The 12,767-nt window shown below is 67.1% G+C and carries 13 protein-coding genes; 7 read left to right on the top strand and 6 right to left on the bottom strand.

Going from position 1 to position 12,767, the window contains the following annotated elements:
• Positions 1–9: 9 nt before the first annotated feature.
• Positions 10–270 carry an ATP-binding protein gene (locus ACWELQ_RS05800; protein WP_452395879.1) on the bottom strand — a complete coding sequence of 87 codons (261 nt, stop codon included), beginning with the start codon at positions 268–270 and terminating at the stop codon, positions 10–12.
• Between the two features lie 140 nt (positions 271–410).
• Entirely contained in the window at positions 411–1,067 is a 657-nt protein-coding gene (locus ACWELQ_RS05795; RefSeq protein ID WP_452395878.1) for a TetR/AcrR family transcriptional regulator, read from the bottom strand.
• A 125-nt stretch (positions 1,068–1,192) separates the two neighbouring features.
• Between ACWELQ_RS05795 and ACWELQ_RS05790 the strand changes: the two genes are divergently transcribed.
• The 3 genes from ACWELQ_RS05790 to ACWELQ_RS05780 all read left to right on the top strand — a co-directional run bounded on the left by ACWELQ_RS05790 (position 1,193) and on the right by ACWELQ_RS05780 (position 3,442).
• Entirely contained in the window at positions 1,193–1,963 is a 771-nt protein-coding gene (locus ACWELQ_RS05790) for an SDR family NAD(P)-dependent oxidoreductase (RefSeq protein WP_452395877.1), read from the top strand.
• A gap of 279 nt (positions 1,964–2,242) precedes the next feature.
• Complete coding sequence (locus ACWELQ_RS05785; protein WP_452395876.1) at positions 2,243–2,962, top strand: hypothetical protein; 720 nt, start codon at positions 2,243–2,245, stop codon at positions 2,960–2,962.
• A gap of 165 nt (positions 2,963–3,127) precedes the next feature.
• The gene (locus tag ACWELQ_RS05780; protein WP_452395875.1) at positions 3,128–3,442 is read left to right on the top strand and encodes a hypothetical protein; all 315 of its coding nucleotides are present in this window, start codon (positions 3,128–3,130) and stop codon (positions 3,440–3,442) included.
• A gap of 101 nt (positions 3,443–3,543) precedes the next feature.
• Here the strand turns inward: ACWELQ_RS05780 and ilvC are convergent, their stop codons facing one another.
• The 3 genes from ilvC to ACWELQ_RS05765 form a co-directional block, all read right to left on the bottom strand.
• Entirely contained in the window at positions 3,544–4,545 is a 1,002-nt protein-coding gene (gene ilvC, locus ACWELQ_RS05775) for a ketol-acid reductoisomerase (protein WP_452395880.1), read from the bottom strand.
• Between the two features lie 111 nt (positions 4,546–4,656).
• A complete protein-coding gene (gene ilvN, locus ACWELQ_RS05770; RefSeq protein ID WP_379364703.1) occupies positions 4,657–5,160 on the bottom strand; it encodes an acetolactate synthase small subunit in 504 nt (167 codons plus the stop codon).
• Positions 5,157–7,112: an acetolactate synthase large subunit gene (locus ACWELQ_RS05765; protein WP_452395874.1), complete on the bottom strand. Its 1,956-nt coding sequence runs from the start codon at positions 7,110–7,112 to the stop codon at positions 5,157–5,159. The genes ilvN and ACWELQ_RS05765 overlap by 4 nt, the downstream gene beginning before the upstream one ends.
• Before the next feature lie 300 nt (positions 7,113–7,412).
• On the opposite strand from ACWELQ_RS05765, the gene ACWELQ_RS05760 reads away from it, so the two are divergent.
• From ACWELQ_RS05760 to ACWELQ_RS05750, 3 genes are all read left to right on the top strand, one after another.
• Positions 7,413–7,913, top strand: a complete 501-nt coding sequence (locus ACWELQ_RS05760; protein ID WP_452395873.1) for a PH domain-containing protein — start codon at positions 7,413–7,415, stop codon at positions 7,911–7,913.
• Positions 7,914–8,002: 89 nt separating this feature from the next.
• Entirely contained in the window at positions 8,003–9,844 is a 1,842-nt protein-coding gene (gene ilvD / locus ACWELQ_RS05755) for a dihydroxy-acid dehydratase (protein WP_452395872.1), read from the top strand.
• 17 nt (positions 9,845–9,861) lie between these two features.
• Positions 9,862–10,161: a hypothetical protein gene (locus ACWELQ_RS05750; RefSeq protein ID WP_452395871.1), complete on the top strand. Its 300-nt coding sequence runs from the start codon at positions 9,862–9,864 to the stop codon at positions 10,159–10,161.
• Positions 10,162–10,288: 127 nt separating this feature from the next.
• Here ACWELQ_RS05750 and ACWELQ_RS05745 read toward each other — a convergent pair whose 3' ends face one another.
• Complete coding sequence (locus tag ACWELQ_RS05745) at positions 10,289–11,218, bottom strand: DoxX family protein (protein WP_452395870.1); 930 nt, start codon at positions 11,216–11,218, stop codon at positions 10,289–10,291.
• Positions 11,219–11,398: 180 nt separating this feature from the next.
• Between ACWELQ_RS05745 and ACWELQ_RS05740 the strand changes: the two genes are divergently transcribed.
• On the top strand, positions 11,399–12,547 hold the full coding sequence (locus ACWELQ_RS05740; protein WP_452395869.1) for a PQQ-dependent sugar dehydrogenase: 1,149 nt from the start codon (positions 11,399–11,401) through the stop codon (positions 12,545–12,547).
• Positions 12,548–12,767: the final 220 nt, after the last annotated feature.

Raw genomic sequence — 12,767 nt, 5'->3', positions numbered from 1 at the left:
TGTGATCGTTCAGGATCCGAAAGCGGCGGTATGCCATTCGGGTAGTCCGTAACCGTCATCGATGACCAGCAGGCTCACCAGGCGGTCGCCGGAGCGGAGGAAGTGGACCACGACGTCTTTCGCGCCCGCGTCGATCGAGTTGTCGACCAGGTCGGCGATCGCGGCCTCGAAACCGTAGCCCTGACTGCTGAGCGCCTCCATATACCTGGAGTCGGGTGGTAGGTACTTGGTACCGGTGGTCGGGACGTCGAACTTCCACTCTTCAGTCATGGCACCCCCGAGGTTATGTCCGCCGATCGGTGTCGGCGAAATGCTCGTGAGACATCCGATTATTTCCGGATGGTGTTACATTCACCACTCCGTCGGGATGTTAGCCGAAACCTAGCTGGACCTGGTGTGAGTCTGCCGAATCAGCTTGACGAGCGGGATGTCTGCGAAATTTGCCCAGCCAGCAGTGCCCGCATGCATCGGATGACGAGAGTCGTTGGGGTGACGTCCTCGCTTGGCTCGACATCATCCGAGGCAGCCCACAGCTCCAGAGCGACTCGGATCGCGCCGGCGGCCGCGGCCGCGTGCAGGCGCAGTTCGACCGGATCCGCGTGAGGTCCTGTCAATTCCAGCAGGATTCGGTACAGGTCGCGTTCGGCCTCGAGGTTGATGCGTTGCCAGACGGTGCGGAGTTTCGGGTCGGTGTCCATAGCGCGGAGCAGGCCGCGGGTGATGTCCAAGTCGTCGTGGCCGTCGACGGGGGACATGGAGGAGACTGCGGCAGACTCGAATTCGGCGAGGGTGGGGAGGCGCTGGGGACCGGCGGCGATGTCGGCGAGCCAGCGTTGAGCGCCTGCGGCGAGCATGGGCTCGACGGCTTCTTCCTTGGTGCCGCAGTAGCGGTAGAAGGTGCGGAGGGCTACGCCGGACTCGGAGGCGATTTGGTCGGCGGTGACTGTTGCGGTGCCGTGGGCGGCGAAGAGGCGGGCGGCGGTTCGGGCTATTTCCATGCGGGTTTCCGTCTTGCGGCGTTCCGCCAGGGACGGACGGGGCGCTGGGACAGCGGGGTGGGCGGACATTTCACCTCCTTTGGTGATGGGTGTCGAGGATCAATCCTAGTCCACGAGATGCCAGGGTGGCACAGTGTGCCATGTAGGCGTAGCGTGTCAGGTAGGGGCTGAAGTACCTAGTTAGGAGATTCGCAATGGAGCGTTTTGATGGTCGGCGAGTAGTTGTCACCGGGGCCGGGTCGGGGATCGGCCGAGCTACGGTTCATCGGATCCTGGCCGAGGGCGGGCAGGTCGTGGGGGCCGATGTGAATGAGGCGGGGCTTGCCGAGACCGCCAAGCAGGCCGCGGAGAACGGCAATGGGGATCGGCTCACCACGGTGGCGATCGATATTTCCAACGAGGAATCCGTGCAGGCGGGTGTGGCCGCGGCGGTGGAGACGCTCGGTGGCATCGATGCGCTGATCAACGCTGCCGGGATTCTGCGGTCGGCGCACACCCACGAGATGCCGCTCGCGGACTTCAGCAAGATCATCACGGTAAACCTGACCGGCACCTTCCTGATGATCAAGGAAGCGCTGCCGCAGCTGCTCGCGTCCGATAAGGGCGTGATCGTGAACTTCACGTCTACTTCCGCGTTCTTCGCGCACCCCTACATGTCCGCGTACGCCGCGTCCAAGGGCGGGATCATGTCCATGACCCACGCGCTGGCCGCGGAGTACTCGAAGCAGGGGTTGCGGGTGGTTGCTGTTGCGCCGGGGTCGATTTCGAGTGATATGACCGATGGGCGGGGGCCGGGGTTGCCGGCGGATGCCGATCTCAGCCTGTTCATGAAGCTGGCGCCGGGGATCGGGCAGGGCTTCGCCTCGCCGGACACGGTGGCCGGTGTGGTCGCCATGCTCGCTTCCGATGATGGTGCGTTCATCACCGGCACCGAGATCCGGATCGATGGCGGTACGCACTACTGACAGTCGCGTCGCAAACGGCCCCACAGGAGAATTCCCGTGGGGCCGTTGCCATGCAATGGGTTTCGGGGGTTTCGGGGTTGCCACATCCCGCCATGGCCGATTTGCAAGTTTTGCGATCTGCGGCATAGTGCGTGTCATACGGTTTGACCGATGCGAAACCGTAAGGGGGTTGGGGCTATGTCGCCGATACCGGCAAATGCCCACTGGCACAACGACAGCGGTTGACCGATCCCTCGGTGCTCGAACGTTGTTGTGTACAGGAAAGGTTGGGCTTCACCCATGGCGAAGCACCGTAGGCAGACGGCGGCTCAGCGCATCATGTTGCGCGCCGCCGTCACGGCGATCCCGATGACCGCGGCGCTGGGGATCAGCGCCGTCGCCCACGCCGCGCCGCAACCCGGTGTGACCCAGCCGAATTCGGGGGCGCCCGATGCCGGCGCCGCTCAGCCGGGCGTCAGCACGACCCCGCCGCCGGCTCAGCACGTCTCGCCGCAGGACGACGCGAACGGGGTGGCGCCGCAGAGCGATTACGCCCCGACTCGGCCGGACACGAAGCGGGATTATCCGGCCGCTCCGATCCAGCCGGGCGATCTGCACGCGCCGGAGCCGACACCGGATATCGGCGTGATCGTTCCGACCAACCCGCGCGAGCTGCGCGCCGGTGACCTCACCGCCGTCGCCCCGGACTTCCTCAGCGACGACCAGGTCGCTCAGGTCAACAGTGTGCTGGCGGGCCCCGAGGCCCAGATCTCCCAGTTCACCCGTTCCATCGGTGTCGCGCCCAGCCGCGCCGACCATATCGCGGCGGGTGCCCTGGCCGGAGCCGCGGGCGGCGCCATCGTCGGTTGTATCGCGGGCGCGGCCCTCGCGACCCTCCCGGCTGGTCCCCTCGCTCCCATCATCGCCCCGCTCACCGCACCGCCCGGATGTGTGATCGGCGGCGTGATCGGTCTGGCGACCGGCGCCGTCCTCGGTTCGGGAGCGGGCGCGCTGATCTGACAGTCATACTGCGAACGGCCCTGCGGAGGAAACCTGCGGGACCGTTGCCGTACAACGGGTTTCAGGGTGGTTCTGGGTGAAAAGTCATCCATGAGGACCATTTGGCCCGGAATTCACAGGGAATCCGTTTCGTAGCCGGAGGGTTTTCGGGCATGGTGTGTGACCATGAAGTCGATATCCTTACGCCGGAGCGTCGCCCATGTGGCCGCGGTCGGCGCGATCGCTCTCATTCCCCTTGCCGCGGTGACGGTTCCGGCCTCCGCGGATGTTCCGCTCCAGCCCACCCCGGGCGATGTGGCGTGGCCGCATCACGACGACGGCGGCTGGAACAACGGGTGGGACAACGACGATTGGCACCATCGCCACGACCGGGACCGCGACGACTGGAACCGGGACCGGGACGACTGGAACCGCGACGGCGACTGGAACCGCGGCAACTGCTGCTGGCGCCAGAACCTGCCGCCCACCGGCAGCTGGTGACCCACGGACGAATACCTCGCGCATAACCCCCTTCATGCGCGAAATGCGAAGGCCCGCCAGGAGATCCCTGGCGGGCCTTCGCGTATGAAACCCGAGAAACCTTAGGCGGTTTCGGTGATCGGGCGATCGACCCAGCTCATCAGGCCGCGCAGCTTGGCGCCGGTGACCTCGATCGGGTGCTCGGCGTTGGCCTTGCGCAGACCCTCGAGCTCCTTGTTGCCGCCCTCGACGTTGGCGACCAGGCGCTTGACGAAGGTGCCGTCCTGGATGTCGGCCAGGATCGCCTTCATGCGCTCCTTGGTGCCGGCGTCGATGACGCGCGGGCCCGACAGGTAGCCACCGAACTCGGCGGTGTCGGAGACCGAGTAGTTCATGCGGGCGATGCCGCCCTCGTACATGAGGTCGACGATCAGCTTGAGCTCGTGCAGCACCTCGAAGTAGGCCATCTCCGGCGCGTAACCGGCCTCGACCATGACCTCGAAACCGGTCTTGACCAGTTCCTCGGTGCCGCCGCAGAGCACGGCCTGCTCACCGAAGAGGTCGGTCTCGGTCTCTTCCTTGAAGGTGGTCTTGATGACGCCCGCGCGGGTGCCGCCGATGCCCTTGGCGTAGGACAGGGCCAGCGCCTGGCCGTTGCCGTTCGGGTCCTGGTCGATGGCGATCAGGGCCGGAACGCCCTTGCCGTCGACGAACTGACGACGCACCAGGTGGCCGGGGCCCTTCGGGGCGACCATGCCGACGGTGACGTTGGCCGGAGCCTTGATCAGACCGAAGTGGATGTTGAGGCCGTGGCCGAAGAACAGCGCGTCGCCGTCCTTCAGGTTCGGCTCGATGTCGTTGGTGAAGATCGAGGCCTGCGCGGTGTCGGGCGCGAGGACCATGATGACGTCGGCCCACTCGGAGACCTCGGCCGGAGTGCCGACGGTCAGACCGGCTTCCTCGGCCTTGGCGCGGGACTTCGAGCCCTCCTTGAGGCCGATGCGGACGTCGACGCCCGAGTCGCGCAGGCTCAGCGAGTGCGCGTGGCCCTGGCTGCCGTAGCCGATGACGGCGACCTTCTTGCCCTGGATGATCGACAGGTCAGCGTCGTCGTCATAGAACATCTCGACTGCCACTTTGGTCAGCTCCTTCTTGGATTCAGTGATTAAGCGTTGTGGATCCCAGCCAAAAGCATGCCGGGATGACGAGCGGGTGGCCGCCATGGCGGCCGGTTACTAGCGAGTCGCGGTGATGGACTTGGGTCCACGGCCCACAGCGACGACGCCGGACTGCACGATCTCTCGAATACCGTACGGCTCCAGCATGCGCAGCAGCGCGTCCAGCTTGGAGCGGGTGCCGGTGGCCTCGATGGTCAGCGCGTCGGGCGACACGTCGATCACCTTGGCGCGGAACAGGTTCACCGACTCGATGACCTGCGTGCGCACGGAAGCGTCGGCGCGCACCTTGACCAGGATCAGTTCGCGGGCCACCGAGGACTCGGCGTCCTGCTCGACGATCTTGATCACGTTGACGAGCTTGTTGAGCTGCTTGGTGACCTGCTCGAGCGGCAGATCCTCCACCGTCACGACGATGGTCATGCGCGAGATCTCGGGGATCTCGGTGCCGCCGACCGCGAGCGACTGGATATTGAAGCCGCGGCGGGAGAACAGCGACGCCACGCGCGCCAGCACGCCCGGCTTGTCCTCCACCAGCACGGAGAGGGTGTGGGTGGTGGTCATTCCTCGGACCCCTTCTGGGCGGCACGCTCGTGCGCGGAAAGCGAAGCCTGCTCGTGCGACATGGCCTCGTGGATGACGGCGGGCTCGGAGATCGACTCGTCGTCATCGAACAGCGGGCGGATGCCGCGCGCGGCCATGATCTCGTCGTTGGAGGTGCCGGCGGCGACCATCGGCCACACCTGCGCGTCCTTGCCGACGATGAAGTCGATCACCACGGGACGGTCGTTGATCGACTGCGCCTCGCGGATCGCGGCCTCCACGTCCTCTTCCTTCTCCACGCGAATGCCGTGGCAGCCCAGGGCTTCCGCGAGCTTCACGAAGTCGGGGATGCGCAGGGTGTGGGTGCCCAGGTCGGTGTTGGAGTAGCGCTTCTCGTAGAACAGGGTCTGCCACTGGCGGACCATGCCCAGGTTGCCGTTGTTGATCAGCGCGACCTTGATCGGCACGCCCTCGACGGCACAGGTGGCCAGCTCCTGATTGGTCATCTGGAAGCAGCCGTCACCGTCGATGGCCCAGACCTCGCGGTCCGGCATGCCCATCTTGGCGCCCATGGCGGCGGGCACGGCGTAGCCCATGGTGCCCAGGCCGCCGGAGTTCAGCCAGGTGCGCGGCTTCTCGTACTTGACGAACTGCGCGGCCCACATCTGGTGCTGGCCGACGCCGGCGCAGTAGATGGCGTCGGGTCCGGCCATCTGACCCAGCTTCTCGATCACGAACTCCGGCGAGAGCGAACCGTCGGAGGGGGTCTTCCAGCCCAGCGGGTAGCTGTCGCGGACACCGGACAGGTAGGACCACCATTCGGTGAGATCCAGCAGCGGCGACTTGCCCGCCGCGGCCGGGTCGGCCTTGAGGGTCTCGATGAGCTCGGTGATGACCTCGCGGCAGTCGCCCACGATCGGCACGTCCGCGTGGCGGTTCTTGCCGATCTCGGCCGGGTCGATGTCGGCGTGGATCACCTTGGCGTTCACCGCGAACGAGTCCAGCTGGCCGGTGACGCGGTCGTCGAAACGCGCGCCCAGGGTGATCAGCAGATCCGAACGCTGCAGCGCCGCAACGGCTCCCACGGTGCCGTGCATACCGGGCATACCCATGTTGAGGGTGTGCGAGTCGGGGAACGCGCCGCGCGCCATCAGGGTGGTGACCACCGGGATGCCGGTCAGCTCGGCCAGCTCCAGCAGCTCCTGGTTGGCGTCGGCCTTGATGACGCCGCCGCCGACGTAGAGCACGGGCTGCTTGGCGTCCATGATCATCCGGGCGGCCTCGCGCACCTGCTTGCCGTGCGGCTTGGTGACCGGACGGTAGCCGGGCAGCTTCATCTCCGGCGGCCAGGAGAACGTGGTCTGCGCCTGGAGAACATCCTTCGGGATGTCGACGAGGACGGCGCCCGGGCGGCCGGTGGAGGCCAGGTGGAACGCCTCGGCGAGCATGCGCGGGATGTCGATCGGGTCGGTGACCAGGAAGTTGTGCTTGGTGCACGCCATGGTGATGCCGGAGATGTCGGCTTCCTGGAAGGCGTCGGTGCCGATCAGCGAACGGCCGACCTGACCGGTGATCGCCACCAGCGGCACCGAGTCCATCTGCGCGTCGGCGATCGGGGTGACCAGGTTGGTCGCGCCGGGACCCGAGGTCGCCATGCAGACGCCGACCTTGCCGGTCGCCTGGGCGTAACCGGTCGCGGCGTGACCCGCGCCCTGCTCGTGACGCACCAGCACGTGGCGGACCTTGACCGAATCGAACAGCGGATCGTAGACCGGAAGAACAGCACCGCCCGGAATACCGAAAATCGTGTCGACGCCGAGCTCCTCGAGGGAGCGGACAACAGACTGCGCGCCGGTGACCCGCTCGGGCGGGACCTGGCGACGATTCGGGGTAGCAGCCGCAGCCGGGGTCGGCTGGGCCGTAGGCGCGGGCTTACGGGCCGAGGGCCCGGGCCGTGCGGTAGGTGCGCTCACCGTCTTGGTTCCTTTACTGCTTGTCGTTCCAGTTCATGGACTTGCCTGAACACAAAAAAGCCCCCGACAGCCAGGTGGCTGTTCGAGGGTGGCGCGTCGCAGCTGCGAGCTGACGTAAATGACCTACAGTCGTCGGCTCAGCGCTGGACGCGCCGGCCGATTACGAGAAGCTCGGTTCGATTCACGCGCTCGACGGTAATTGCGCGTTGGTCGATGAGTCAAACAGCTGACCTATTGGGTCTCATTATGTGAGACAGTGCGGTTGATCGGGTCCGTTCACCGTGATGCAAGGATGTGGGTGTGTCCTCACAGCATCAGTCCGTGCCACCTGCTCGATCGTCCCACACGCCCGAGTCCGAATCGGACGCGGGTCAGGTGATCCGCATCCCCCGGCTCGCTCACCTCGGGGTGTTCATCCTGCTGTTCTGCGTCGCGTTCCCGTTCTTCGGCTGGCCGCAGGTGCTGTGGATCCTGTTCGCGATCCCGGTCGCGGTGGCGATCTGGGTCGAGCGCACCCGGACCACCGTCTCGGACAATGGGATCGACACCCGCACCCTGTTCGGCTCCCGTCACATCGACTGGTCCGACGTCAAGGGACTGCGCATTCCCAAGCGCGGCTACCTGCAGGTGCACCTGGCCGACGACTCCGATGTGACCTTGCCCGCAGTCGGCTACGGACAGCTCGCGACTCTGGTCGCCGCCTCGAACGGCCGCATCCCGGACCCCTTCGCCGAGCCCGAGGAAGAGGCCGCGGAAACGGTGGAAGAGGACGACGACAAGGGCGAGTCCACGCCGGAGTAACGTTGAGGCCCGCCGGAGCGCGTCTTTGCAAAGAGATGTTCCGGCGTAGTCGCCACAGCCCCCTGCGACACGAACCGAGGACCTGACCCATGCCACCGCTTCGCTCACGCACCACCACCGTCGGCCGCAATGCCGCGGGCGCTCGCGCCCTCTGGCGCGCGACCGGTCTCGAGGATTCCGACTTCGGGAAGCCGATCGTCGCCATCGCGAACTCCTACACCCAGTTCGTGCCCGGCCACGTGCATCTCAAGGACGTCGGCGAGATCGTGGCCGAGGCGGTACGGGCTGCCGGTGGCGTCCCGCGTGAGTTCCACACCATCGCCGTCGACGACGGCATCGCCATGGGTCACGGCGGCATGCTGTACTCGCTGCCCTCGCGCGAGATCATCGCCGACTCCGTGGAGTACATGGCCAACGCGCACACCGCGGACGCGCTGGTCTGCATCTCCAACTGCGACAAGATCACGCCCGGCATGCTGAATGCCGCTATGCGCCTGAACATTCCGGCCGTGTTCGTCTCCGGCGGCCCGATGGAGGCCGGTAAGGCCGTGGTCGTCGGCGGCGTCGCGCAGGCCCCGACCGACCTGATCACCGCCATCTCCGCGAGCGCCTCGCCGAGCGTGACCGATGACGGCCTGTCCGAGGTCGAGCGCTCCGCGTGCCCGACCTGCGGTTCCTGCTCGGGCATGTTCACCGCCAACTCGATGAACTGCCTCACCGAGGCGCTGGGCCTCTCGCTGCCGGGCAACGGCTCCACGCTGGCCACGCATTCCGCGCGCCGCGCCCTGTTCGAGAAGGCCGGACGGGTGATCGTGGACATCGCCACCCGCTGGTACCGCGACGACGACGCGTCGGTGCTGCCGCGAAATGTGGCCAACGCCAAGGCTTTCCACAACGCCATGGCCCTCGACGTGGCGATGGGCGGTTCCACCAACACGGTGCTGCACACCCTCGCCGCCGCGCAGGAGGGTGAGATCGAGTTCGATCTGCAGAGCATCGACGAGATCTCGCGGCAGGTGCCGTGCCTGTCGAAGGTGTCGCCGAACTCCGATTACCACATGGAGGACGTGCACCGTGCCGGCGGCATTCCGGCCATCCTCGGTGAGCTGCGCCGCGCCGGTCTGCTGAAGACCGACGTCACCACCGTGCACACCAAGTCCTTCGACGAGTGGCTCGACACCTGGGACATCCGCTCCGGCAAGGCTTCCGAGGAAGCGGTCGAGCTGTTCCACGCCGCGCCCGGCGGGGTCCGCACCACCGTGCCGTTCTCCACCGACAACCGCTGGTCCTCGCTGGACACCGACGCCGAGGGCGGCTGCATCCGCGACAAGGCGCACGCCTACACCGTCGAGGGCGGCCTGTGCGTGCTGCGCGGCAATATCGCCCCGGACGGCGCGATCCTCAAGACCGCGGGCATCGACGAGGAGCTGTTCACCTTCGAGGGCCCGGCCGTGGTGGTCGAGTCCCAGGAGGAGGCGGTCTCCAAGATCCTGAACAAGGAGATCCAGCCCGGCGACGTGGTCGTGGTCCGCTACGAGGGCCCCAAGGGCGGTCCCGGCATGCAGGAGATGCTGCACCCCACCTCGTTCCTGAAGGGCGTCGGCCTGGGCAAGGTCTGCGCGCTCATCACCGACGGGCGCTTCTCCGGCGGCACCTCGGGCCTGTCCATCGGCCACATGTCACCCGAAGCGGCCGCGGGCGGGTCCATCGGCCTGATCGAGAACGGTGACCGCATCCGCATCGACGTGCACACCCGTGCGCTCGAATTGCTGGTCCCCGAAGAGGTTCTCGCGGAGCGCCGCGTGAAAATGGAAGCGTCCGAACGGCCTTGGCAGCCCGCGAATCGCGAGCGCCCGGTGACGACCGCGCTGCGCGCCTACGCCGCGCTCGCCACCTCCGCCGACAAGGGCGCCGTCCGGTACGTGCCGTAATTCAGGAAAGACAGGGAATGACAATCGAATACATCGGCAAGGCGGACACGATGCTTGCCGAGTACACGGCCATGCTCCAGCGGTCGGATGCCCGCAACGCCGAAGCGAAGGCGCTGCTCGCCGAGGCGGAGGAATTGGCCGCGGAAGTGCGGCACCTGGAATCGACGGAGTTCATGATGACTCCGGACGAGATCGCGCAGAGCACCGCGCACAAGGCGATGCTCACCCAGCAGATCGACATGAAGTCGAGCCGGGTGCTGAATCTCCACCGCGAGACCTTCCAGGAATGGGAATCCTGGACCTCACGGCAGTACTGAAAGGTGGGGGGCAAGCCCCCCACACCCCCCGATAGGGGGATTAGCGGGGGCTTCCCCCGCACCCCCTTCGAACCACGACGGCCGGGATTGATCTGAGATCATCCCGGCCGCTTTGTGTTCCGAGGCGTCAGAACGGGCCGATACCGGCCAGTGGGTTACCGCCGTGCAGATAGACGTACGTCAGGATGGCCGCGGCCACCGCCGCGACGAAAGCTGCCACCGAACCCAGGAACGGCCGCGTCGACCAGCCGCGGTTGCGGTCCAGCGACAGGCGGCCCGGGCCGGTGAGGATCAGCACGGTGGTCAGCCCGACCAGGATCGATTCCAGCTCGGTCGAATTGCCCTTGGCGGAGTACTGGAAGCCCGAGACCATGCTCTGCTTCCACATCCACGCGTCGAGGATCACCGCGAGCAGCGCGCCCGCCGCCAGCGGGGAGGCCAGGCCGAGGACGACCAGCACACCGCCGCCGAGTTCACCGGCGATGAGCATCGGGGCGGCGATGTCGACGTGCTTCCAGCCGCCGTTCTCCATGGCGGTCTTGATGCCGTCGAGGCCCGGGCCGTGGAACCAGCCGGTCGCCTTCTGCAGGCCGTGGTAGATGAAGGTGCCGCCGATGACCAAGCGCAGCAACAGCAATCCCAGGTCCAGGGTGCCGCGGCGGTCGTCGCGGCGGCGGGGGCGGCCGTTGCCGTCGGCGGGCGCGGACGGTGCGGGCGGGATGCTGGCGAAGGAATAGGTCGGGGACGGCTCGGTGGTGGTGGAGTTGGCCGCGCCCGGAATCGCGTTGCGCACCTGCGAGTAGAGCGGGACCTCCGGGTCGAGGCCGAGCTCCTCGTCGGTGCGCGGCAGCTTCTCGGTCGGCTGGACGTCGGTGCGCGGCAGTTTCTCGGTGGTCTGGACACCGGTGGCTGTCGGCGCGCCGGACACGGCGGCGAACTGCTCGGTCGGCGAATCGAAGGGGCTGCGGACCGCTTCACCTGCCGGTCGCGGCATTGCTGGCGTGGTATCGCCGACCGCGGCGGACGGCTCGGACGATTCGGTCTGCTTGTCGGTCACGCGGGCCACACTATTAGCCACAGGGGCGCGATACACAGTAGAAGGCGGGCGTGTCCGTCGTCCGATTCGTGACACGTGTGGCGGCAAGACATCGCACCGACGCGCGGGCGGCCGCTCGATCGCAAGAAATGCGACACCCCGTCCGCGCATGGGCGGCGGGTTTTCCGTAACGTTCCAGGCATGAGTTTGGTTGCCGCTGGCCGGGTCGGGGTGGGAGCACGCAGGGTCGTGCTGGGCGTGACCCTCGGTGCCGTGCTGCTGTCCGGCTGCGCTCGCTTCGACGATCGCGCCTCGAGCCCGTTCACGACCGAGCCGACCTGGCAGGATGCCGAGCCGAACAGCAGCACGCCGAAAGCGCCGCCCACCAACGCGAAGCGACCGGATCTGCCGTGCGTGGATCCCGATATCGCAGTGGTGGTCTCGTGCCTGGACACCACCGCCGGGCTGGTCGCACTGCCCGACGGCGGTAGCGCGCTGGTGGCCGAACGCACCACCGGGCGGATCCTGAAGGTGGTCGCCACCGACGAGGGCGAGCCGCCCGCGCCCATCGAGGTCGCCAAGCTGGATATCGACGCGGCCGGGGACGGCGGCGTGACCGGGTTGGCGCTCTCGCCCACCTTCAGCGAGGACGGGCTGCTCTACGCCTACATCACCACCGCCAGCGACAACCGGGTGGTGCGCATCGCCACCGACGGCGGCGGCACGCCCAAGCCGATCCTGACCGGAATTCCGAAGGGCCTCAACGGCAATCGCGGCTCCATCGACTTCCTGCACGACCGCATGCTGATCCTGACCGGCGACGCGGGCAATCCGGCGCTGGCCGGCGACAATTCCTCGCTGGCGGGCAAGTTGCTCAGCATCGACTCCCCCGCGCCCGGCGCGTCCGCGAACGTGATGGTGTCCGGGATCGGCGTGGCGGGCGGAGTGTGCACGGACGGAAAGGATTCCATCTGGTTCACCGACCGCACCGCCACCGAGGATCGGTTGCAGCGGGTGGGGCCGGACGGGGTCGCGGTGAAGGCGTGGACATGGTCGGATCATCCGGGCGTGGCGGGCTGTGCGGCCGCGACCGACGGGGTGGCGATCTCGCTGACCAATCAGAAGGGGCTGGCGATCGCCACGGCCGACAAGAACTCGCACGCGGTGACCGCGGCGCCGTCGGTGCTGGCGCAGGACAAGTACGGGCGACTGGACGGCGCGGCGCTCGGCGGTGACGGCAATATCTGGGTGGGCACCGTGAACAAGCCGGACGGCAATCCCAATCAGTACGACGACCGCGTGGTGCGGATCCCGCCGCCGACCACCGGTGGGGGCGGCGGCAAGGAGTAGCCCATCGCCGACACCGCGGCGCACAGCAAATGCTGTGCGCCGCAGTGCTGTACAGACCTGTCCGGTTCCCTCGATGCCGGTTCGGACAGTGTTTGCACTGGCCGGTGTGGGTACCACTCCGAGTGAAATCCCAGTGTTTACTTCCGTGGCGGTACGCACCTACCGTGAGTTGGCAATCATTTGGCAACACTGGAGGAATCAGATGGGCAGCGTCGATTTG

It is taken from the genome of Nocardia sp. NPDC004722 (assembly GCF_053601505.1).
Note: the sequence above shows the minus strand (reverse complement) of the source record. Positions and strands in the feature narration are given on the sequence as shown.

Bases quoted from the DNA above. Each gene is read 5' to 3' on its own strand.
- ACWELQ_RS05740 (WP_452395869.1), top strand. From the start codon at position 11,399: ATGAGTTTGGTTGCCGCTGGCCGGGTCGGGGTGGGAGCACGCAGGGTC.
- ACWELQ_RS05785 (WP_452395876.1), top strand. From the start codon at position 2,243: ATGGCGAAGCACCGTAGGCAGACGGCGGCTCAGCGCATCATGTTGCGC.
- ACWELQ_RS05780 (WP_452395875.1), top strand. From the start codon at position 3,128: ATGAAGTCGATATCCTTACGCCGGAGCGTCGCCCATGTGGCCGCGGTC.
- ilvC (WP_452395880.1), bottom strand. From the start codon at position 4,545: ATGTTCTATGACGACGACGCTGACCTGTCGATCATCCAGGGCAAGAAG.
- ilvD (WP_452395872.1), top strand. From the start codon at position 8,003: ATGCCACCGCTTCGCTCACGCACCACCACCGTCGGCCGCAATGCCGCG.
- ACWELQ_RS05750 (WP_452395871.1), top strand. From the start codon at position 9,862: ATGACAATCGAATACATCGGCAAGGCGGACACGATGCTTGCCGAGTAC.
- ACWELQ_RS05800 (WP_452395879.1), bottom strand. From the start codon at position 270: ATGACTGAAGAGTGGAAGTTCGACGTCCCGACCACCGGTACCAAGTAC.
- ilvN (WP_379364703.1), bottom strand. From the start codon at position 5,160: ATGACCACCACCCACACCCTCTCCGTGCTGGTGGAGGACAAGCCGGGC.
- ACWELQ_RS05790 (WP_452395877.1), top strand. From the start codon at position 1,193: ATGGAGCGTTTTGATGGTCGGCGAGTAGTTGTCACCGGGGCCGGGTCG.
- ACWELQ_RS05795 (WP_452395878.1), bottom strand. From the start codon at position 1,067: ATGTCCGCCCACCCCGCTGTCCCAGCGCCCCGTCCGTCCCTGGCGGAA.